Raw genomic sequence first — 24,025 nt, forward strand, 5'->3', positions numbered from 1 at the left:
AATGGGTTTACTCAAAATGGTTGACAGACTCCATGCTAATTATTCCATTTCGTAAATAGATCCAATTTTACTTCCAAAAAGTTCACCATGTATTTTCTCAGCGTAACTATCAGTCATACCTGCTAGATAATCAGCAACAACTCTCTGCCATCTCCATATACTCTGATTTTCCAGATACCTTTGATACCAATCAATTGGAATAATATCTTTAGCATTTGAATCTTGCATAAATACAGACCATAAGTCTTTTAATATTTTCTCACTTCTTTTTTGGAGACGTTGAACACGTAAATCTTTAACCATGGTAACCCAAGCTAATTTTTTTAATACTATCATTTGTCTTAATAAATCTAAATCTTCTTTGTTATCACTAATAAATGTTACCTTATACCAATCATCTTCTTTTATTATTCCTACTTTAGTTGCAAATTTATGAACCCAGGTTGCTTTCATATCTCTGCGTGCACGAGAAATATCTCTTTCACTTTCCTCTAATGTTCTGTTCCAGTCATCTTGATAATTTTTCAATATGCGCTCTACTGATTGTTTGATATCAACATTATGCCAAACTGATTCATACTTTTGAGCCTCATTCTTTATCTCTTCAACAATACCTTGGATCAGTTTTGTGTCTCTTGATAAATCAGAGGTAATATTTATTTTTCCAGCTTTTATACCATCTTCTATATCATGTGTAGAATAAGCTATATCATCACACAAGTCCATTAATTGTGCCTCAAGAGTTATTTTTTCTGAAGGGATACCCCACTCATCTCTCAATGACTTGATTTGATGCCATTCGGTACTGTATATTCCTTTTTTTCGAGCGTCTTTGCCAATTTCATAAGGATATTTATTTGTGGCCAGGAGAACTGCTGCTGTTAAATTTAATCCATTTCGATTCCCTGTTCTTTTTTCTAAGAACATTAATATACGAAAATTTTGCGCATTTCCTTCGTAGTGTAGACCGTATTCCTTAAGTAGTGAATCTAGGACTTGTTCTCCTTTATGCCCATAAGGTGGATGTCCTAAATCATGTGCGAGAGCAGCGCATTCAACTACTTCTGGATCAATAGTTAAACCGGCATTAGTGGGCCATTTCAGTAATGCCTCATACTCGTTTAAAAGCTTATAAGCCACTTGACGGGCTATTTGTGCCACCTCGATCGAATGAGTTAGTCTGGTCCTAAAGTAATCACCAGATCCAGCCCCAAAAACTTGCGATTTTCCTTGAAGCCTTCTAAAGGCAGGAGAATGAATTAATCTTCCATAATCTCTTTGGAATGGACTCCTAAAATCCTGTCTGGTTCCCTGTTCTTCGTCTAATCTTTTTTCTCTAAGATACCTAATATCTTCAGGTAGACTCATATCTTGTTACCCCCCTGGTTAGTTTATAATTGATTTATTTACTGATTATTTAGAGGAATCACCAATTAAATATAGCCTTTCAACCGTTATAGTTCTAACAATCTATACAAATATTGAATTATGCACTAGCATTTACATAACCAAACCATACTCTTTTTAAATATTCGACCAAGCAACTTGGTGTTTCAGCATATTGAGAAAAACTTGAAACAATGTCAGTGAACCCTCCACTAATACTTCTGGGTTTGTTAAAATACCCTAATCGCGGACGAGCAAGTTCCTCTTGAAGTTTTTCCAAAAAACGTCTTAAAAACTCTATCTCAAACTTGCCTCTGAAAAAGGCTTGAGGATCAACTGATTGTAACTCTCGCATTTTCTTTTCTAATTCTTCATCCGGTACTATATATTTACCTGAAAAACGATCTTCTATTTTCTTTTTATCATACAGAGGTTGGACAGACTCTAAACTAATTTTTACGAAATCCCTTAACTCTAGATTAGAGATTGAAGGACCTTTTTGAGTCCCTATACGTTCAGTTTGTTCCTTTACGCATTTGATCCAGGAGTTTAGCATAAGCATACTTTTATGAAAATCATTTTGCCTCTCTTTAAACAACATTATGCAAATTTCAAACTCCTCATCATCTTCCGTGATTTTAAATCTATTTCTTAATATCTTTATGAATGTGTCAATGGTTGTATAAAAATTTTCTATTGAATAACAAGGGGTTTCATATATTAGTGGATTTGATATTAACTCATCAAAATCTCGATCTACAAAATAAAACAACTTACCGTCTTTAAATTTCATACTTTTATTGATTAATTCATAGGTTTGAATAACTCCCTTTTTTCCATTACATTTTATAAAATACGGTTCTTGGTTCTCACATTGTATTTTGACCCTCAAACCGTAATATGCTTCGTACTAACCTTCAACAAAACAAATAGGCTTGTCTTTATATTTTGGAAACTTAGTTAGGAATCGATGATATCCTATTGGTACCTGTTCCAACTTTTCTCTCATTATCTCTAATCTCGTCGTCTGTGTATTATTCCTCATATGTAATCTCCTCAATACATAATTCCATACTATCTGCATACTCATCTAAAGAATTATCTGTGTAAATAAATGGCGAGTGAGTAACCGCTAGTAGTAATTTGCACTTTCCGGAATTAACCACATCTGGCAATAATTTTTGTTGCCATTCAATAGATAAGGACAATTCTGGTTCATCAATTAACAAATAAATCTCATCACAATCAGTTAAGTACAATTTAGAAAAAAGTGAGACAATTTGCTTTTCTCCAGAAGATAGTTGGCTTAATTCAACATCTTCACCACTTCTTTGATCTTTAACAGCGATTTTTACGAGGTTCTCGTCGTAAGCTACATACTTATTCGGAAGCATATAACCGCTACATACTTTAGCAAATGTTTTAATCGCGTTATCTTTATCTCTTTGCTGATTATAAATGTTAATTAAGTTATACAAAAAATATATCAATAAGTTATAGTTCCCTTTTGTATCTTGAAAAATATCATTATTAGTGATTAATTGCCTAATTCTCCTTTTATCATCTTCACTTAAGTTACTACCGACACGATCCAATACTATATTCAGAGACTCAATGTTTTTAATACTGTCCCTCATTTCTTCTGTTATTGTGTTTTCTTGGACCAGTTGAGAAATCATCTTACCTGTAACTTCAGAGTACCCTTTAATAGCTGAATCCTTAATTTCTTCGGTAAAATTCTTGATTAAGTTCTGTACATCATCCATACCAAACTGAATAAGTTCAGTGTCAGTAGTAATGTTTTTACGTACAAAATCCACAGTTTCTTTTCCAAATGCATTTCTTGTCACAATTTTTTCAACCTTATTTGTAGAAACTATTAAGCCTAATTTACTTAAATCTTCCTCAATTCTACGATAAGTGGGCAAATAGAGTATTTTGCCATTTAGACGAGCAGACAATACCCTTCTGATATCCTGGAGAGAATCATTTAAAACAATCTCCAAAATACCAATATCAAAATTTTTAGTAATAAATTCAATATCTCTCGAGACGATATGAACCGGAATCTTACGCTCTCTAAATATTGAACGATATTTGTCAAGGAAATTTTGTAAAGACATAGATTGTTTCTTAACCACTTCATTAATTAGAGTTTCTATTTCTTCAGTTGTAAGGAAATTTTTTAGCCTTTTAACAGCACTTTTTACAAAAGAAGAAAAATCTTCGTCTTCTTCAAACATTAGCCACTCCCTCTTAATAAAAACCTTAACAGAGTCGGAAAATACTACTTCAATCGAATCAAACTCTATATCTTTCAACTTATTAAATTGTTGGGAAAGTGTATAATAAAATATGTTTAATATTGTAGTTTTGCCAATTCCATTTTCTCCAACATATATTTTGATATTTGTATTAAAGTCTAAATATACATTTCTCTTCCCATATAACCCAAAGATTTTAAATGATTTTATAGTTGGCTTTGCATTTTGCATGGCCCACACCTCAATACATTATTTGTTTAATTACTAAACTTTCGCAGTTTTCCCGAAACAAAAAGGTTTTGACAGAGAACGTCAGACTGATCCCTTTTATTCCCTTGAACGCCAAGAAAATGCCTATCAGGTATTGCAGAGCATAAGAAAACAGTCCTCCAAACGAACGTGCATCGTTTGGTTGACGACTTTCCTACTTCATCACGAGATGAAGCGTAAACACGAGATGCAATAGGAACAGCCTTTAAACTCCGTAACCAGCTTCAGATACGATCTGGCAAATTTGAAGAACGCCTCGATGCTCCAATGCATGCCATAGATGCGAACGATCTCGGTTTCTTTTAACGCCAGGCCGGTGCTGAGCAAAACAGCTAATCCCGCTGCCGGTTGTGGGAGTATAGCTTGGCGTATGCGCAAAAGCTCTTACATTTCAAAAAAAAGATCCACCGACTTAACTAAGTTAGTATGACAAAGTTAATGGGTGAAAGCGGAAGCAGGCCGATAAAGATACCAAGTCGTATCTACTCAGGGCTTTGTTCCTGTGAAAATAGTACCATGGTAAGATTTTGTATTTCAATGCTTAAATTACGTATATTCAGCAATGTCCGTCTCTTATTCTAACGATTCCATGTCGGTAATACGCCAGATATATCGAGGTCACAAGGAAGATTGCATGTTGCCTTTATGCTGCTTTCAAGCTATGACGAGTATCTACCCGCCTATCTGTTACCCCTTTCACAATTACTATTGTTGGCCCATAAAAAACTCCTTTTCTAGTACCTTGTTAAAATCGTTTGGCTTTCAAATCTGTCAAACGTAAGTAACCGGGCTTTGTTCGAATACAAAGCGGAAGCCTTTATCCAGTCAGTTCTCCGGGGAACATTTCGTAGATCCTCGATGATGTGTGAAAGAATTGCAAATTAAACGGATAGCCCTTGTGAACTCCTCCTCATTTATCGGCTTGACCAATTGGGCCAATAGGCACGCATCATTTTGAACGCTGTAATGAATTTAGAAGGCCACGGTGTGAAGATCCGTTCCATGACCGAACCCTTTGACACTGGTGACCCATCTGGTCGCTTCCTCTGTGAAGATCAGCGATAAAATCCCCAATAGAATCAGTTGAAAATTCCCCATTTTCATTGACTCTCTCCTTGGAGGAGAGAGAAGTTATGGTAAAGAATGGGGAGTTTTACATGATTCACGAGATGAGGAAACGTGGCATGAGTATTACTCGGATCGCGCAGGAAATGGGGAGGGATCGAAAAACCATTTGCAAGTGGCTAAACAAGAAGGAACCTGAATCCTATCAGCGAAAGGTCACTGGTCTCGGCAAGCTGGATCGGTTCACTGCTCCATGAATTACGGGACAAGCGACGAACATATGTTTGAGCTAAAACGGTAAATTGTCAAAACGCTTGTCCAATCCATCCAGGTTCATACCATTGTGTACGGAACGATTAAAACTAAGTATCCTCCTTTTGCATTTTCTCCGTTTCATCAACCTCAACAATATCCCATGAAGTAAATGAAGTTTTATGCAATGTAAATATGAGAATTCCTCCATAAACTTCACGTATTTGATTATCTTCACCATAATCTATTGCTTGGGAAGTGGCCATTACTTGAGCATTGTCGTTGTTTTCCGCTACTTTCCTAACCTGCACTTCGAAAGGGGCAAACTGGTTAGCGTCTGCAAATTCAAAATAAGAGCGAATGTCTTAACATAGGGGCAACTTGTTGACTCGATTTAATGGTCTCTGGGTGGTAATCAGTTCTTTGCTGACTTTTTCGGTGTATCCGTGGATTACCTTCTCGGTCGTACCGATGATCCGCCATCCATCAACAAAAGCGAACGTCCTTAAACTGAACTAGAGAACCTCTTAACACAACCTTAGTCAATTCACTAGGTTTGTCAGACCGCGTGATTTCAAATAAAGAACCTTTCTTTAATGATATTTTATGTTAACATTACTCCTCTCCATTTTTTTAAATTATGGATTGACTTTTTAGCCATTGCTCGATACACCGTTTCATTTTTTGCCTTTGAAGAACCACCAATGGAGAAAATTTTGTTGTAGTTTGATCTATTAATTTTTCAATTATGATTAATTTGTTTCTTTTAAATGTTAACACGTGGCATAAGTAATCGGTTAATTGTTGTCTCGTTATTGGAGAGATACTTTCAATCCAGATCCAGCCAAGTATTGTTGCTACAAGATTTATCAGGAAATCTTCACTGAATTCTTCTTGCTTAAGATAGTCAAATAAAGCGATTACTTGTTCATTCATTTTAAAATTATTTTTCTTTAGATAATAAGTAAATACCTTTTCATTGACTGGGATTAAGGCATATCCCATCATAACCAGTTTTCCAATGCATTCACTCCACTTGTCATTGTCTATTACCCCTTCAAGTATAAAAACCTCCAGCACATCAAACGTCGTAAAATAATTAACCCCATGGCTTTCTCTTGCGTAACAACCTGTTACAAAACTATCCACTAGCATGGTAAATGAACGGTTTTTGCTCACTCGTATTGGATGATTTAGAAAAGCAATTTTATCATTTTTATTATCAAAATCATTTTCAATCACATTGCCGACCTTTTTGCAATTTTCATTTAACCATTCAATGAATTCTTCCTGATTTTTGACTGACTCCTTGACCAGTTCTGACGAAAATTCACGCAATACCAATCTGTCATTCTCATATGACAAGGTCTTAAGTCCATCGTCACTAATTAACTTAGTATTGAGGTATTCTTGAAAAACTAAATCAAAGTGCTCTTGATGAATGTACAGGTCGTATCTTTCCTTTAACTTGTCCAGTAGACCAAGGTGACGAATCGTAAGTAATGTAGTTACATCGCACAATACCTCTTTTGCATGTTTGGCAGCTTCTGCCCCTCGTAATAATTCTCTTTGATCCCCTTGAAGCATCCAGATACGCATATCCCGTTCATTCATAACATGTCCCCATGTCTCAAAAGGTCCCTTATTCAATGCATTAATCAAAAAACTTAAAGGCAATTTATATCTTTCAAAAACGGTTTTTACATGTAATATAGATTCTGTAGATTTTTTCAGTTCTTCAATAAATTGATTCGAGATTTTTCCTTCCTCGATTGCTTTAAACTCTTTAAATAAGGGTTCTTCATCAGGAAATTTTTTATTAAATTGAGTCGCAACTTCACTATAAGCCTCTAACCATTCTTTTTCCGGATCTGCTATAAACTGACCTAAATGTGCCATTTGCCAGAAAAAGAAACGCCATGCATTCGGGTTTTCTTTTCCCGCAAGGTAGGTTTGATATGCATACTCCATAGATTTTTGATACTTCAACGCATTCATAAAAGCAATGCTTAACAAATTAAAATCTTCCATTGATCCCGATTTCTTAACCCTATTCTCCGCTGACTCCAAAACTTCTAAACAATGATTTGCATTTCCTAATCGAAACAAACAATCAGCATATCTTAATAGATAATGTAACTCTTGGGTCTTTTGGTATAGGTTCAAAAAGTTTACTTTTGCAACTTCATACCAGCCTAAGTTAAAATAAATGGTTGTAACTACATTTAGCAAAAAGTCTGATTTTTCTGTCAACTGATCAATTAAGGAAAGAATTTGTTTATATTCTCCCAACTGAAATAGAGCACGTACATACCGATTGACAAGGATTTCATGTTGCATCCAGTTTGGTATCGACACAATTAATTCCTTCAGCTTTTTTAAATCGGCTTCTGTTCCTCTGTTCAAATAAGCAATGCTAAGTTGTATCTTACACTCGATTACAACTTGTCCATCTAACTGATCAATACATGACTCCCAATTGGTTACTGCTTCTTCCCAATCATGAAGTTTCATCGCGTAATAGGCTTTTAGTGCGTAGATTCCCTCACGGTCTGAGGTTGTCAAGTTAAGTACTTCAATCAAATTTTTTATTTCGCTATGATTCACATTTAGGAATAAGGCATCCATATATGTGAAGTAGTACTTTAAAGGAATCTTGAGTTCTGTCTCAACCAGCGACTTATTAGCCTCTAATAAAGCTAATGCATCATTTGGTCTTCCAGCTTCTACATAAACTTGACTTAAGGTAATGAGATCATTAAGATTTGGGGTTTCAACGGATATCTTCTCTTGAAGTAAATCAATCGCTCTATCCCAATCACCGTCAAATATACAACAAGAAATGAGATTATTGATATTTCCTTTGTCACGATACACTTCTTCATACAATATTTTTGCCTCAGAAAAGCGCTTGTTTCTAAAATATAGTGCCGATTTCAATTCCTTGATCCTGGTCAGAATGCCAATATTATCAATGTCTTGTTTCTCCAAATGATCCAACACTGGCATTACTTCTAGTAAAATTTTTTCAGGATCAACGAAAACGTTATTTGAAATATCATTTTCCATTTTTAGGATTTTTGATTCAATTTTGATTAATAACCAATTGATATTGTTTGGTTCATTATTCAAATAGTAATCAGATAGTTCGGTAACTTGATCGTATTTTTTTGTGTTCAGCAAAACGTGTGCCTTTATTTGATCTAAATCGGAGTCTGGGTTCTCTAGCAATATTTTAAGTGCTTCATCATATTTTTTTTGTTGGAGAAAAATGTTTATCAGAATCTCTAAATTCTTCGTTGTTTTACCTTCAATGTCAATCGCTTCTCTAATATTAGATAAGGCTTTATCTAATTGATTTTCGAAAATGTGTATTAAAGCCAGCAGTCTCTTTTTACGTGCTTCGTCGTTAGAATTTGCAACAGCGGCATATAAATGTGGAATTGCCTCGTTCTCTTTACCGCTCACTATATAACTTGTTGCGATTATGGAATGCAATTCCAAGTATTCTTCTTGCTTAAGGCTTCTTTTTAGCCTCTCTTCGGCTTTTTCACGGGCAACATTTGTTTTTCCCTGTTTTATGAGTTTACTTAAATCCTCGAACCCCACAGGGGTAAGAGCCTGTTTTAGTAAACGATTGTTTTCTTCTGTAATTTGAATAGTCTTTATTTGATTTTGCTCAATATTCTTAAACCCCTCTTTAATTTCGTCCTCAAAATAATTAATTCTATTTAGGATTTGCAAAAATTCAGGTTCCCATTGAGTAACTTTGTATTCTTCTAGTTTCAATAAGATAGTTTGGAAAAAAGGTACAATAAAGTCCTGATAAGAAGGATATGCCTCCATATATGGTTCCAGATTTAGCTGTTCACGAGTAAATTTCTCATATGGGACTCCCTCTAATATCCAACGAAACATTTCTTCTCTGTTAGTTCGGTCTTCTATTAGATCCCGAATTAACTCATCGGGCAAATCAAAAGTAGCTTTCGCATCAGCAAGTGCTGCTTCGAACATTAAGGTCGTTTTCTTGGCATAGTTATCTTTGACCCATTTTGCCTGAAGATCTCTAATTAACTTTGAGTTTTTTATTTTGGGCATCAAAAAGGAAAAAAACAACGGACCAAGCTTTCCCAAAATTGCCCCAAAATCCATAGAAATCACCTCTCATGGAAGTTTAATTCTAAAAAACTTCATTGTAAAAAGAGCCTGCCCATTATTACTAAAGTTTCCTTCCTGAATAAGCGACAACACCTAGCAAAATTTTACACTAGATAGTATAATACAAATAGTTCAATTGCACTACTTTTGATTTTAACGCGAACACATTCGCAGTCAAGGTGAAGGATCTTGTAACTTACCGTATTCCCCTACTCCGTTGGAATCATGTGTCTCGCGATTCTCCTATCCCTCGGTATTCGCGGGCCCATTGATATAGTTGAGTCCCGAATTGCGAAAGCCTTAATTATCTTTCTTGTGTATAAGGACGTCCCCTCACTGTCATACAAATTCGGACGATTCAGGAGCATTACAATAAAAGGCTTCCTGCCAAAGTTCAACGGGAACGCTTTTACCATATGAGATTTATCATATCCTCCGTCACGCTGGACGACAAATCATGCTGCTATAAGCGTTCCGAGAGCTTCCAGAGTGGGATTCCAGGAATTTCACCCGATATGCTTTTTTGCCATTACATATGCTAAGGATTTTAATTATTGAAGATCTAAGTATTATAAGAACAATTCAAGGTGACACCAGAATTGTGTGTTGAAAGGTTGGAGAAGGTAAAGCAAAAACTAAACTTCTATTCATTATTAATTTAATTTATCCTAAATCAATAACAGCAGATAATCAGAATGGAATGGACTGAAAATTTATAATGAAAGTATTTAATGTACTGAGAGATGAGTTTTTTAGGCTTGCTTATAATCAATTAACTATGGTTTCATTTCTATTGCTATATTTCTGCTTACCATTAATTCCGGGATACGTAGTGCTATTCGTTACATTATTTTTTTTGACTGTTTACTTCTATAAAGTTGCTACCAATTCTACTTTGACTATTGTACCCCGAATTTTCTTTCAAATAGTTATGATTGTACTATTTTCGACTATTATATTTCTATTACATGGTAAACTGCGTGTATTAATTTTTGGGGAAAACTTGACTCTGAACATAGTATTCTTAATTATTTGCTTGCTACCATTTCTTTATTTCGCGATAGTAAATTTAATAGATCTTATTAATCAAATAATTATTGAGTTTGACAATATTAAAGGAAAGAGTTTTAAAAATTTTTTTGCGTCAACAGTTGTGATAATTGGAGCAACCATTTTCATAACTGATTTAGTTTTTTGTTTTATATACTCGTTTGCAATATTGTTAGGAGAAATATTTGGTTATTTAAAAGGTATTCCACATTTCACAGAGATTAGAGATTCTTTTAACACAACAACTCCTGTAGCTTTCTACAATACCTTTTATTTTACTTTTTCAATTCACTTTGCTATTCCTTTCTCAGGTGATTCAAATTTCATTAGGCTTCAAGAGATGATAAACAAGAGTTTTTTGTTAAGTTCGATTCAAATTATTCACATTTTGTTTTCAAAAGCAATAGATCTTCTAATTCTTGGTCTAGTAGCAAATCGATTTGTTGAATTCTTTAATCAAACTAAAAGTAACACATTATAGTCCTTTATGGGCTTTTTTATGAAATGAACATGAACAAATGTTCGTTATTGAGGTGATATAATATGTACAAACTTGCATTTTATTAAGCTCAAACAATCAGGCCGAGCGAGGTTCAATCGAAAACCAGTTGGAGTTTGCACGGAAAAACAGGCATATCGGAGACCGCTGCAAGGAAAGTGCCCATCCAAAAACATTCCCCAAGACTTGGGCGAGGACTTGGTGTGGAATATATTTTCCTTAATAATATTCATTATCCTGGAGAAGCTCTTAAAGACAGCGGTCCATACATTACCATCTACGAGGTGCATACCAAGCGACCACCTGCATCCGTTACCATCAAGTACTCTTTTTCCAAGGATGTTATTCACACGGACACGCGTGAAGATATCAACCTATAAACCGCGATTCATCGGGAAAATGATACCGCGGTTGACGCGTTAGATATTCACGCTAGAAAAAACATGATTCTTGCGATTAATATATGGAATATCTGGATACTTTCCAGGCTATTTTGCATTACCATCTATGCCTCTCCCGGATGTGCATAAACTCGTACGCGATTTAATTTTTGATAAAAAAACAGGAGGTTGCCGCTATTCCCAAGCAACCTCCTCAATGCACGCAGGGAAATCATTTTTCGGGCTTCCAACAATCGCAGATACTGGATACGCTCGCATCTGTCCGGGGTCAAAAGGAACGAGCAGCGACTGCAGCAAGTCGGGATCGTATTTCTCCCGATCAAGCCATAGGTCTTCATCCTCTGGCCGCAAAATCACCGGCATCCGGTCGTGGATGTCAGCGACGACCTCATTGGGTCGGGTGGTAATGATCGTGCAGGTGTGAAGTTTCTGGCCGTCAGGCGCTGTCCACGTGTCAAACAGACCGGCAAAGGCAAAGGGTTCTCCGTCACGCATGGTAATTCGCATCGGCTGTTTTCTCCCGTCCATCTGCTTCCACTCGAAAAAGCCGTCCGCAGGGATCATACAGCGCTTGCGCTCAAACAGCCTCCGAAAAGCCGGCTTCTCCTGCAGCGTTTCGGCGCGCGCATTGATCATCTTGTAGCCGATTTTATCGTCCTGTGCCCAAGATGGAACCAGCCCCCAACGCAATTGGCCAATTCTGCGTCGCCCACCGTCGGCAAGAATGGCCGGGATCTGCTGACCGGGGGCGATGTTGTACCTCGGCTTCAGATCAAACGGGATCTCCTGCAGGTGGAATCGACTCATCAGTTTTTCCGGGTCTGTGACTAGCGTAAACCGTCCACACATGGGCAGCTCCCTCCTTTTACCATGATGCCTCAACAAGCAAAAAAATAATCCCCCACCGTATTGGGGGAATTGAAGGAGGTACGTCTTGACGATATGACTGGTTCAATTTTTTATTATGTTGTGTGAGTCCGTCTTATGACCAAATCATGTGAACGGGACTCCGAAGCAACCCATTTCTGCACCACTTCTTGCGTTCTACCGTAGTCTGTAGCCGAGGCTAGGTAAACAAAGGCGTTGTCTTCCCCCGTTGTTCACAGAGGGTAGAACGCTTGCTTGTGGACGGGCGACTCGCCGCAATTAATGAATCACATCAATTTTTTTCGTATACTAGTAAGAAGGACAACTTGGCTGATACAGGTTAAAGATTCATGCCAGTGTAATAGTCCATACCGCCCCGTTAGCTAGGATTATCTTCAATCTGGAATACTTTCCAATACGAGTGAGTTACTATGAATTAAAATGGAGGGCTGTCTATGACAGTGGAATCGCAGAAAGATATCGATGGTCTGAAGGAAATCGGCAAAATTGTTAGGTTGACAATCAATGAAATGAAGCGTCACGCACGTGTCGGAATGACGACCAAGGAACTGGATGATATTGGAGGACAGATTTTAAAAAAATACGGGGCCGTGCCTGCACCCAAAACCGTATATAACTTTCCCGGCAACACGTGTATCAGCATTAACCATGAAATCGCTCATGGAATCCCGGGAAATCGAAAAATTCAACCGGGTGACTTGATTAACATCGATGTTTCCGCTGAACTGGGAGGATATTTTGCGGATGCGGGTCACTCTTTTGTCATGCCTCCCTACAACCCTGCTTTAACCCGTCTCTGTGATTACACATACAAAACGATGATGAAGGTCATCTCTTCACTCAAGCATGGAGTAAAAATGAATGAAATCGGCAGGATTATTCAAACCGAAGCGAAAAAAGGCGGCTATCAGGTCATTCAAAACTTGTGCAGTCACGGTGTTGGGAGGTCTCTGCACGAATCTCCAAATGAAATTCTCCCTTATTATGACAGGCACGATAAACGTGTGTTGAAAGAAGGAATGGTCATTACGATTGAGCCCTTTTTATCAACAGGGGCGGATTATGTGGTTGAGCAGCCGGATGGGTGGACTTTATGTTTACCGGATCGCAGCTTTGCGGCACAACAAGAGCACACCATCATTATTACAAAGGATCAGCCGATCATCGTGACTGTAGCTTAGATTATCTAAAGGGCGCTTGAATTTACTTGTTGCTGCACGAACACTGGGGCCACGTACCGCAGTTACAGGCGCCCGTAAAGGCTAAATACTCCAAAGCCCGAAGAGCTATTCTTCGGGCTTTTAATACTCGTTCCGTTCCTTTACGATTTACAAAAAATCCTCGTGCTCTTGCACTATTTCACGGCCATGCAAGGCGTCCTGCCTCATTTCTCTTCTTTATCCTGATCGGGGTAGTAAATTTTGTTTCGTCCGCAAACATTAAATTTCATTAAACCTTCTTTATAATTAGCTCTGAAAGGACCAGGGTAGACAACAAAAAACATCCCCCTTTCTCCATTACGCCAGGGGGATGTCTGCAAAACGAGCAGCAAGGTTTTTAACCGCGGTCTGTGCCCTTACCTTTCATATCTATTACTTTTCAAATGTTTTAATAAAGCGAAGGATTTCTTCTTTTGACGGCAAGGCTGAAATTGCCCCTTGTCCTGTTGTGGTGAGTGCACCGCTTGCATTGGCAAAGGTGAGGATTTCGTGATGGTGCTCATGCAATATATCGAGCAAGTTTTCCTCATTTCCTCCCTTTTCCAGGAGTTTATATAAAAACCCGCCGATAAAGGCATCTCCTGCGCCAGTCGTATCCTGCACCGCCACGTTGAAACCAGTGGATTCATATGTGGCATGCTTGGTGTAAAGGGCGGCTCCCTTTGCTCCTTTTGTGCAAATTACGGCTTTGACCTCACCTGTGAATAATTGTTCAATCGCCTGTTGTTCATTCGTGATTCCGGTGATAAACGTCAATTCTTCATCGGATATTTTGATCAGATGCGCTCTTGGAATAAATGCTGCAATCGTTTGTCTGCATTCCTCTGCGCTGTTCCACAATGGAAGTCGAACGTTTGGATCGAAGCTGATCAGCCCTCCTTTTTCTTTCACCAGATGAATCGCTTTTTCATGGGCTTTTTTCATCGGGCTTTCGACGAGATCGACGGAGCAAAAATGTAAAATATCGCCTTTCGCAAACCAGCTTGCTTCAATTTCGTCTTCTGAAAGCAATAGATCTGCAGAAGGATTGCGATAGAAGGAAAAGTCCCGCTCCCCATCTTCGCGCAAGGAAACAAACGCCAATCCTGCATGCGCTTCTGTTGTTCGTTTGATTTTATCGGTCTTTACCCTGACTTTTTGTAACTCTTCAATCAAAAAGTCACTGAAGGCATCCATTCCCAGCTTTGTAATCATTGCCGATTCTGCCCCGTATTTCGCTACAGCTGCCGCCACGTTTGCCGGTGCTCCCCCTGGCTCACGTTTGAAAGAGTGAACGTCCTTTAATGCTTTTCCTTTTTGCAGCGGAATAAAGTCAATGAGCACTTCACCAATGGAAAACAAGCGGCCCATCGTCTGCACCTCCGTTTTTTTGCATCGCGGTTAGATGATAGATCGTCGTATCCAATGAAACGTTTCCGTTTCGAGCAAAGAAGCAAATCTTTGTGCTTTCCGGACTGGGAAAAATCCGGCTTGTGAACACTTCCATGCCGTCATTGATAAAAATTTCGACGGAAGACGTATCAACAAAGAGGTGAAGCTTTACCGCATTTCCTTCCACGTGGCATGTGCTTGTTGTTCCGTATTCTTTCGCCGGAACTTCCCCGGAATAGGTGCGGTCTAACGTTACCTTTTGCTTGTGTCTGTTATAGGAGATGACCGTTTTTTCCTCATCAGATGACCGGAATTCAATCCCCACTTCCTCTGCTTCCATGTTCGTAAATTCACAAATCAGTTCATAGCAGGTCCCGTTGAATCCGTCATACCTTTTTTGCTCATTGTGAAGCGTGTCTTTCACATGGACCGCATCTTGCCGCAATGCTTCCAGTTCTTTTACAGGACGCTGAATCAGCTTTCCGTTTTGGATGGTCAATTCTCTTGGCAGTGTGAGACAATGAGCCCATCCATCCTGATCTGTTGGATATGGAATGTCGGGAAGACCCATCCACCCGACTAATAAGCGCCGTCCCTTATGGTCGATGGTCGTCTGCGGGGCGTAAAAGTCAAAGCCGCGGTCCAACTTCACAAACTCACCGTGTTCAAAGATTTTTGTCTTGAGATCAAGTCTGTTTCCTGCGATATAACCGGATTGATGCACATATTGAAATTGCTCTCCCGCTGGCACTACTCCTTGCGGGCAGAAGATCAGCACACCGTTTCCATCCAGTTCAAAATAGTCGGGGCATTCCCACATGAATCCAAAATGCTGTAACCGGGTGTGAATCTCACCTTCAAACGTCCAATGCATTAAATCAGGTGATGAATAAAGCACAACGCAACCCGTTTCGTTTTCCCGCTGTGCGCCGATTACAGCATAAAATGTGTCATGCACTTTCCACACTTTCGGATCGCGAAAATGATCGGTATAGCCTTTTGGCACTTCGTTTATCACCGGCGCTTGTAATTTTTTAATCTGCCCGTTTTCATCCATGAAGGCTAAACACTGATAAGGATGGCGCACCCAATTCTCATCCCTCGTATTCCCTGTATACATGAAATAAAGTGTCTGGTTATGAACAATGGCGCTGCCAGAGTAAACCCCGTGAGAATCAAAATAATCGTCCGGTTGTAACGCGATACCGACATTTTGCCAGTGGACAAGATCGCTTGATTTGGTGTAATACCAATATTTTAATCCATGAACCGGACCGAGCGGAAACCATTGATAAAACAAGTGATATTCTCCGTTAAAGTAAGAAAAGCCATTTGGATCGTTCAAAAGACCTGTGACTGGTTGGATATGATATTTCTGTCGCCACCTGCTGTTGTTCACCTTTTCTTGCAGGGCTGTTAATTCTTCTATCGTTGCTTCTTCGATTCGTCGATAGCGTTGTTCTCTCGTCCATTCCATTGATAGACCCAAACTCCTTCATCTCGTCCATACAGGGTCTGACCGTTTATCGATCAGACCCCATTTATTTTTATTGAGCTGCTTTTTTTGCTGCGCGTTTGGCCAAAATGATCGTCATGACAGAGGTAACGACAAACGAAATGACCATGCCAATGACGTATGGAACGATGGAATCCGGGCGAATGGAAATAATCCCTGGCAAACCGGCAGCGCCAAGCGCAACCGCTTTGACCTTATAGATGGTAATAAAGGCCGTTGATACAGACGCCCCGATGATCGCGGCAATAAACGGATAACGAAGCTTCAGGTTGACACCGAACATCGCAGGCTCCGTAATGCCTAAAACGGCCGAAATGCCGGCAGCGGAGGCAATCCCTTTCACTTTCTTGTCTTTCGTCATCAGGAAAACCGCCAACGTTGCAGCGCCTTGGGCAACGTTTGACATCGCGGCAACAGGAAAAATAAATGTTCCGCCTGTTTTCACGAAATCGGCCAGCAGCTGGGTTTCAACAGCAATAAAGCTATGATGCATCCCGGTAATCACGATCGGGGCATACCCCAACCCGAACAGCGCACCGCCGATAACGCCCGCTGTGTCATACAACCAAACCAGTCCGTCCGTTAGTACGTTGCCCGCAAGACGAGTCAACGGTCCTACGGCTGTAAAGGTTAAGATGCCTGTAATAAAAATCGTGAATAGGGGTGTCAGCAAGTTCGCAAGCGCAGAAGGGATATATTTGCGTAAAAATTGTTCGGTTTTTGCCAGAATAAAAGAAGCTGCTAATACAGGCAGTACCGTCCCTTGATACCCCACTTTTTCAATTTCCATGCCGAAAATGTTCCAGGCAGGAATGCTGCCGCTCGTCAAGGCGCTGCCGTAGTCATACCCGTTTAATAAGTCCGGGTGAACCATCAGCATGCCAAGCGCAGCTCCCAGGTACGGATTGCCGCCAAAACGCTGGGTGGCGGAAAAACCGATTAAAATTGGCAAAAACACAAATGCCGCATTGGCAAATGTATTAATAAGTGCGGCCAAGTCACTGATTTCCGGATACGCTTCAATGAGCGACTTGCCCTCGAAGATCAAGTCTTTCGCGATCAAAATATTATTGATCCCCATCAGCAGCCCGCCGGCAACAATAGCCGGAATGATGGGAACGAAAATATCAGAAAGCAGTTTCACGAAACGCTGGAGCGGGTTTAAACGTTTGGCTCCGGCGTCTTTTACATCTGTTGTCGACATTTCCTGAAGTCCGGTTAATCGGGCTAATTCATGGTACACATTGTTTACCAGACCTGCACCAAGAATAATTTGGAATTGTCCGCCAGTTGAGAACGTTCCTTTTACCGCGTCCATTTTGTCAAGCGCTTCTTGGTTTACTTTGCTTTCATCATGCAAAACGAGCCGTAAACGTGTGGCGCAGTGAGCCAAGGCAGAAAGATTCTCTTTTCCGCCAATCGCTTCCAACAGTTCTTTGGCAATCTGATCGTATTTCATCGCATCTCCCTCACCCATCGATGGAACCGGTTCCAAATTCGTTGTAATAAGAACCGGTCCTAATCCTTGTGATTTGGAACCGGTTCCAACCCGATTATACGTGACGAGGAATGATACTGTCAACGCTTTCTCGTTCAATGATTTCAAATTTTGATAATGTTCGTTTGGGGACTTCCTCTTCATTGATCAGCTTCACAATGTGCTGTGCAGCCATCTTACCAGCTTCTTTAAAAAACAATTTAACAGTTGTTAAACCAGGATGGATAATTTCGGTCACATCATATCCGCCAAAACCTGTAATCGAGACGTCTTGCGGAATGCGCAATCCCTTTAATTGGGCGGCTCTTAACGCTCCCAGTGCAATGTTATCTGTCGCGCATACGATGCAAGTGGGGCGAAATTGTTCCAGTAGTTCTGCTGCTGCTTGCTGTGCAACAAACATGTTAAAACCTGTTTCAAAATAATGGACCTCACACCCTTCCGCTTCCGCTATCGCCCGTTTAAATCCTTCCTTTCGTTTTACGCCCACTGCGACATCCTGTTCGCTAACACCCAAGTAGGCAATTTTGCGATGGCCTTTCTCTACTACATATTTTCCAATGGCATAGCCTGCTTCCACATCATTGTGAATCAGGCTGTGTACGTCGGGATGTTCTTGCCCAACAAGAAGAATCGGGATGTTCACCTTTTCAAACGCAGCCAAATGTGCCGGAGTGATTTGCGTTGCCAGCAAAATAATTCCCGCCACTTTCTGGCCAGCCAAGCTGTAAATCATTTCGATTTCCCGTTCAATTTGCTGGTTCGTATTAGAGATTAACAATTGAAAATGCAATTCTTTTAATTGTTCATCAATCCCGATGATTGTATGCGATGCCGCATAGGAATCCAGTCGCGGAACGATCGTGCCAATAAAGGCTGTTTTCTTCGCCTTTAAACTTTGGGCAAAAGGATTCGGTGTATATCCTGTTTCTTTAATAGCGCGTTCAATTTTTCGTTTGGTAGCTTCACTTACAGAACCGCCATTTAAGTAGCGAGATACGGTGCTTTTGGCCACTCCTGAAAGTTTGGCTACATCTGCAATGGTTTTATTCATTTTCTGGCCCACCTCAAACACGAGTCATCTTTTTTATTATAATATGAGGCCTATTTTTCATGCATAGGGTACGAGAGGCTGTTTGGATCATGTGAGGAACTGACAGGAACGAAAAAAGAATAGGAGCGACAAGCTCACAGCTTTCGCCCCTTACCAGCAGTGTTTGACATGGCCAGTTTTGCCGAGCTTACACCCGCATCAAGCCGTCCGTTGCTTTTTTACCTCACCTCGCTTCACGTTTCTGCTTTTTGAAAAACGTCTGGAGGGTGGGACATGAGCTGCCGGATTGGAAAAAGACAGTATTACGTTTGCAAAACGGACCAGCGTTTGACATGCTGCTCCTTGGCCATTTGCAAATAAAGACGTTGATCGTGGGTAATCACCTGTGTCGGCAAATGCTGAAACGTGGGAGCGTATGGGTCTTCTACCACGCTTCTGATACCGGTCAACGCCTCGATCACCCGAAGCGTGCAAAACGGAACGTAGGCCGCGCTGTACCCGCCTTCGTGACAGGCAACCAGCCTGCCCTGACAGCATTGATCCGCCAGCGCAAGCATTTCCTGTGCCATCTGATAAAACCCTTCCGCGGTCACCATCATTCTGCCCAACGGGTCAAACAGGCTGGCATCCTGCCCTGCAGAGACGAAGATCAGCTCGGGGCCAAACTGGCGGATCACAGGCGCGACGATGGTGCGGATCGCCTCCAGATAGCCTGCGTCAGAAGTACCGGCCGGCAGTGGAATATTGATCGTGTATCCTTCCCCCGCCCCGGCTCCAGTATCAGACAAGCTGCCTCTGCCGGGAGGGTAGTTGTTTTCCTGATGCAGCGACACAAACAAGACCCCAGGGTCATCGTAAAAAATGCTTTCCGTTCCGTTTCCGTGATGGACATCCCAATCGACGATTGCGATCCGTTTCAAACCATACGCTCGCTGCGCGTATCTGGCTGCGACGGCGACGTTGTTGAACAGGCAGAATCCCATGCCCTTGTCCCGCTCCGCATGATGGCCGGGCGGTCGGTGCAGCACATAGGCGTTGTCCACTTCGCCGCGCATTACCGCATCGACAGCACGCAGACCTCCCCCCGCCGACAGACAGGCGATTTCAAACGATCCGTACCCGACAACCGCCAGTTCACCTGCATCGCCCGTCGTCTGGCTCAATGCTTCCACCCGCTTGATATACGCCGGATCATGCACAGCTGCGATCTCTTCTGCTGTTGCCGCCCTGGGCGGAATCGACACCAGTTCACGGATAAAACCGGAACGCTCCAGCAGGTTTTTCACACGCCGTTTGGTCGCCGGATTCTCTGAATGCACATCCGTTTCAATCCAGCCGCCAGCGGGCAAAAACAATGCGCCATTCCCGGTATTGTGCCAAAAATAACTCTCATCGCAAACGAAAGCGGTTCTTCGCTTCATCAGACATTCTCCTTTCTGTAAAAAGAAGGGCTTCGGCCCGTCGCGTCTATCCATCCTGGACGGGAGAAGCCTGATTCTCAAGCTTGCGCCTCCGCCCATATCGGGCGGTATACCAGACAATCATGGCGACGGGTACGAGGCTGAGAACCGTGAACACGCCAACGACCACTTGCGAAAACCCGCTGGCCCACACGATGGGCGCAACCGGGTTACCGGACGCTTTCAGGCGTGCCAGCCATTCATTGGCTGGAACTCCGCCTGTGTGCAGCGATGTATCGACCATCCTGCGAAAGAGGCTGGCCGAAAGCGAGCTCCCGATGACAGCGCCGACCAATCGCAGCATGTTCAATATGGCCGAGCCCAACCCCAGATGATCATAGGTAAATTTCTTCATCCAGGCCGACGTAATGGAAATGATGGCGATCCCAAGCCCAAGTCCGGCCAGGAACGATGCTCCGATGTACACGTACAGGGGCACTTCGCGAATCATGTACAGGCACAGGCTCGCCAGCAGACAGAAAAATCCTGTGCTGACGACAATCTCCAGCGGCATTTTTCTCTCCAGCCGCCCGACGATTCCCACGGATACGATGATGGAAGCGCACAGAGGTGTGACGGTGTAGGCGATTTGCAGGCTGTCGTAGTCGAGAAAATTGCCCAGCATAAAAGGCAGTACGTACAGCAGGCTGTTCAGAACAAACCCGGCAAAGAAGTTGCCGAAAAGCAACAGGTACGTTTCACTTTCCTTCCACAGATTCGGCATAGGGACGGCCTGCGTCTCCTGGTCCTCCTCAGGTACAGCAGACGATTTGAGCGAGGCAATCATGGCCAGCAACGCGAGCAGCACCAGCGTACCATTTGCCAAAAAGGTGAACCTCCAGGTCGCAAAATGACCGATCAACCCAGCACTGATGGGGCCGCAAGCCGCTGCAAGCGCACACGTGGCGCTCCAGGCGCCGATCGCTTGCCCATAGCGCTGTTTCCCAAACCGCTTCAGCAAGATCACCAGACTGACGGGCACGAGAATGGAAGAACCGATACCCTGAATGAAGCGGCAGGTCAACAGGAAAGGAAAGGAGCTGCTGAAATACCCGAGGAAAGAGCCTGCTGCATACAGTGCCAACCCGCTGAGGAACACCCGGATGTGTCCAAAACGGTCCGCCACTCTGCCCATGAATACCATGAGCAGAGCGAACGGCAGAATGTACAGATTCATGATCCAGATCGCTGTGGACAGACTGGTTGCGAATTGTTCCTGGATCTGCGGCAGCAGGACGTACAACAGCGTTCCATCCTGCATCACAGTGAACAGGCTGACGATGACTGACAGGATAAACAGTTTTTTCATCGCGCGTCACACCGAAGCGGTTAGTTCGCTCACGGAGCGTTCCTTGTACAGCATTTGCTGCAAATGTGCAGAAGCAAGGGCGAGAGCAACGATGCGCGTCGGCTCCTCCTGCTCCATGCTCTGTGTCAGCACTGTTCGCACCATCCGGCGTATCCGTTTTGCCGACTCGGTCCACATGTCCTGCGGCAGGGCTTCCCCGGTAATGATCAAGCCAAACGACAATGCCGAACCCGCGTTGACCATAAAATCGGGGAGCACGATCACGCCTTTTTCCCGGAGGATTTCATCGGCTTCATTCGTAGTCGGCATGTTGGCCGCCTCGACAATGATTTTTGCCCGGATCGAGTGTGCATTCCCCTCATGGATCACCTGCGAGACAGAAGCGGGGATCAGCAAATCGACCGGCAGCTGCAGCAGCTCTTCGTTGGTCATCTGCTTTACCGCCTGAGCGATCTTCTCGCGATCGATGCAGCCGTTTGGCTTGCGGATGGACAGCAGCTGATGGATGTCCAGGCCCTCTTCCCGATAGATTGCTCCCTCGGCATCGCCGACTGCTGTAATTGTGACGCCGCGATCGTGCAGCAGCTTGGCGATTTCACTGCCCACCGTGCCGAATCCATGCACGGCAGCAGTCGCCTGCTCCAGCGGAAGCTGAATCAGTTCGGCCGTCTCCAGCAGGCTCTCCATCAGGCCAAAGCCTGCTGTCGTCTCCATGTTTTGATCAGACAACAAGTCATGTGCCCGGACACCCTGACCAATCTCGTACTTTACGCCCCGCTCCTGCAGCCGGTTCAGCACTCGCTCCAGCGGGTCAAGCTGTATGTGGGCGTACATCGCTCTTACATCTTTCGCGTAAATCCCCATGTCCTCTCCCAACAACAGGCAGCTTTTCAACAGCGGTTCAGCCATTCGGGCAAAGGCCTGGATTTTTTTCTCCTTGTCAGGCGCTGACGGATCTCCGACAATTCCGGCCTTGGCTCCTCCCAGCGGCAGGTTCATCAGACCGTGCTTGTAAGTCATGACTTCCGCCAAATCCCGCACTTCTTCCAGCGTGACCGTCGGAGACATGCGCAAGCCTCCTGTGGCAATCCCTCCGATCAAGCGATCGATAACGATAAACGCCGTCGTGTCCGTTTCCGGGTCATGCATGGTAATTTCATAGTACGTATTCATCCATTACTCCTCCCGTTTTTTGAGTACTTCAAACGTAAAGGCAAAGGCCAGGTCTTCGTGATTCAGCCGCTCGATCATATCCACATCACGCTCATAGAGGGGCAAAAGCTCAGGGTTTACCATACGTTTCGCCAAAAAATTCCGATAACAAATGATTCCGTTTTTCCTTAGTTTTTTCGTGATTTCCGTGAGGATCTGTTGGAACGTTTCATTGGGAACCCAGCCGGATATGTCCGAAAGCGACACCTTGTCGATAAACGGCTCCTTTGCCCGGGCCAGATACCGGTCGATCAGATCCGTCACAATCTCCACTTTGTCCAGGTTTCGCTTGATCGTCTCGTAGTGCTGCTTTTGCAAGTAGACGGGCATTGCCTCTTCGTTCATGTACTTTCCGCAGTACAAAAAGGTAAGAAAGTGGTTTTCCCGCACCAGATGATTTTCGAACGTATGGGTCAGCCTCTGCAAAATATAGTTGCCGATGCTTTGCTGCTGGCCGACCTCGTTGTCATAGCTGGGGTCCCCGAGTGTCCACTTGAAGACGGTGCGGCGGCACAGGTTCTCGATGGACCAGCGCCATAGCAGCGTGTTGAAATGCTCACGAAAATAGGCCCTCTGTTCTTCCAGGGAAGTGAGCGAAAGCATGTGCAGGAACTGTTTTTTCTTGGGTCGAAACAGCAGCGACCCGATATATTTTTTATAAAATTGCTCGTGTTTCCCCAGGAAAATCAAGCCTTCCTCGATTTTGTCGCGATAGCGGCTCCAGTACGCCTGGGCCTGGGGCGTCAAATTGGATTCAAACTCCCGGTATACGTCCATCCTGGAAAAGGTGGCCGGTTTCACGCCGAGGAATTGCAGATACTCGTCATGCTGCAGCAGGCGCATGGCTTCGATTTTCAGTTCCAGCAGATAGTTTTGCGTAGGGTTGGCATCTACAGAAATCAGTCGTTTGGGTTCGTCGACGAGCAATGCGAGACTGCGGCAGCCGCTCCCCGTAATCACCAGCACAGTGTCGCTGGGACGGATGCGCAGCGCTTTTAATTCGGAGTACGAATCTTCATCACTGGTCGTGTACAAAATCCAGTCTTTTTTGTAAATGCTGTCTTGCTCGGAATAAATGATTCGTTTCGAGGCTGGCTTTTCTTTGATCGCTGTTGCCATCCACGGGACACCCCATTTACGAAAAAGTGTGGT

16 protein-coding genes are annotated in these 24,025 nt (G+C 42.7%); 2 read left to right on the forward strand and 14 right to left on the reverse strand.

The genetic code is table 11. From position 1 onward, the window contains the following. Window positions 1-39 precede the first annotated feature (39 nt). From IRT44_RS17110 to IRT44_RS19355, 4 genes are all read right to left on the reverse strand, one after another. Entirely contained in the window at window positions 40-1,368 is a 1,329-nt protein-coding gene (locus IRT44_RS17110) for a deoxyguanosinetriphosphate triphosphohydrolase family protein (protein WP_171564541.1), read from the reverse strand. Between the two features lie 118 nt (window positions 1,369-1,486). Next, the gene (locus tag IRT44_RS17115) at window positions 1,487-2,278 is read right to left on the reverse strand and encodes a DUF4435 domain-containing protein (RefSeq protein WP_230077066.1); all 792 of its coding nucleotides are present in this window, start codon (window positions 2,276-2,278) and stop codon (window positions 1,487-1,489) included. Window positions 2,279-2,420: 142 nt separating this feature from the next. Continuing rightward, window positions 2,421-3,881 carry an AAA family ATPase gene (locus IRT44_RS17120; RefSeq protein WP_171564539.1) on the reverse strand — a complete coding sequence of 487 codons (1,461 nt, stop codon included), beginning with the start codon at window positions 3,879-3,881 and terminating at the stop codon, window positions 2,421-2,423. A gap of 1,011 nt (window positions 3,882-4,892) precedes the next feature. Continuing rightward, window positions 4,893-5,024, reverse strand: a complete 132-nt coding sequence (locus tag IRT44_RS19355) for a hypothetical protein (RefSeq protein WP_256379851.1) — start codon at window positions 5,022-5,024, stop codon at window positions 4,893-4,895. A gap of 65 nt (window positions 5,025-5,089) precedes the next feature. On the opposite strand from IRT44_RS19355, the gene IRT44_RS17125 reads away from it, so the two are divergent. After that, entirely contained in the window at window positions 5,090-5,242 is a 153-nt protein-coding gene (locus tag IRT44_RS17125; protein WP_256379853.1) for a helix-turn-helix domain-containing protein, read from the forward strand. Between the two features lie 628 nt (window positions 5,243-5,870). On the opposite strand, the gene IRT44_RS17130 is transcribed toward IRT44_RS17125, so the two are convergent. Beyond that, on the reverse strand, window positions 5,871-9,389 hold the full coding sequence (locus tag IRT44_RS17130) for a tetratricopeptide repeat protein (protein ID WP_171564538.1): 3,519 nt from the start codon (window positions 9,387-9,389) through the stop codon (window positions 5,871-5,873). A gap of 2,130 nt (window positions 9,390-11,519) precedes the next feature. Continuing rightward, the gene (locus IRT44_RS17135; RefSeq protein ID WP_230077068.1) at window positions 11,520-12,194 is read right to left on the reverse strand and encodes an SOS response-associated peptidase; all 675 of its coding nucleotides are present in this window, start codon (window positions 12,192-12,194) and stop codon (window positions 11,520-11,522) included. A 473-nt stretch (window positions 12,195-12,667) separates the two neighbouring features. Between IRT44_RS17135 and map the strand changes: the two genes are divergently transcribed. Then, window positions 12,668-13,414, forward strand: coding sequence for a type I methionyl aminopeptidase (gene map / locus IRT44_RS17140; protein WP_171564536.1), 747 nt, complete (start codon window positions 12,668-12,670; stop codon window positions 13,412-13,414). 411 nt (window positions 13,415-13,825) lie between these two features. Here map and IRT44_RS17145 read toward each other — a convergent pair whose 3' ends face one another. The 8 genes from IRT44_RS17145 to IRT44_RS17180 form a co-directional block, all read right to left on the reverse strand. Next, window positions 13,826-14,803: a carbohydrate kinase family protein gene (locus tag IRT44_RS17145; protein WP_171564535.1), complete on the reverse strand. Its 978-nt coding sequence runs from the start codon at window positions 14,801-14,803 to the stop codon at window positions 13,826-13,828. Continuing rightward, entirely contained in the window at window positions 14,778-16,301 is a 1,524-nt protein-coding gene (locus tag IRT44_RS17150; protein WP_230077069.1) for a glycoside hydrolase family 32 protein, read from the reverse strand. The genes IRT44_RS17145 and IRT44_RS17150 overlap by 26 nt, the downstream gene beginning before the upstream one ends. Before the next feature lie 70 nt (window positions 16,302-16,371). After that, complete coding sequence (locus IRT44_RS17155; RefSeq protein ID WP_230077070.1) at window positions 16,372-17,799, reverse strand: sucrose-specific PTS transporter subunit IIBC; 1,428 nt, start codon at window positions 17,797-17,799, stop codon at window positions 16,372-16,374. Window positions 17,800-17,893: 94 nt separating this feature from the next. Next, window positions 17,894-18,892, reverse strand: coding sequence for a LacI family DNA-binding transcriptional regulator (locus IRT44_RS17160; protein ID WP_171564532.1), 999 nt, complete (start codon window positions 18,890-18,892; stop codon window positions 17,894-17,896). Between the two features lie 302 nt (window positions 18,893-19,194). Next, the gene (locus tag IRT44_RS17165) at window positions 19,195-20,313 is read right to left on the reverse strand and encodes a class II histone deacetylase (protein ID WP_230077071.1); all 1,119 of its coding nucleotides are present in this window, start codon (window positions 20,311-20,313) and stop codon (window positions 19,195-19,197) included. Window positions 20,314-20,359: 46 nt separating this feature from the next. Beyond that, the gene (locus tag IRT44_RS17170) at window positions 20,360-21,661 is read right to left on the reverse strand and encodes an MFS transporter (RefSeq protein WP_230077072.1); all 1,302 of its coding nucleotides are present in this window, start codon (window positions 21,659-21,661) and stop codon (window positions 20,360-20,362) included. A 6-nt stretch (window positions 21,662-21,667) separates the two neighbouring features. Further along, window positions 21,668-22,834, reverse strand: a complete 1,167-nt coding sequence (locus IRT44_RS17175; RefSeq protein ID WP_212133316.1) for a Glu/Leu/Phe/Val family dehydrogenase — start codon at window positions 22,832-22,834, stop codon at window positions 21,668-21,670. 3 nt (window positions 22,835-22,837) lie between these two features. After that, window positions 22,838-23,992: a DUF3419 family protein gene (locus IRT44_RS17180; protein ID WP_212133315.1), complete on the reverse strand. Its 1,155-nt coding sequence runs from the start codon at window positions 23,990-23,992 to the stop codon at window positions 22,838-22,840. Window positions 23,993-24,025 lie beyond the last annotated feature (33 nt).

It is taken from the genome of Brevibacillus sedimenti, assembly GCF_020923495.1.
GTDB classification, from domain to species: Bacteria; Bacillota; Bacilli; order Brevibacillales; family Brevibacillaceae; genus Brevibacillus; species Brevibacillus aydinogluensis.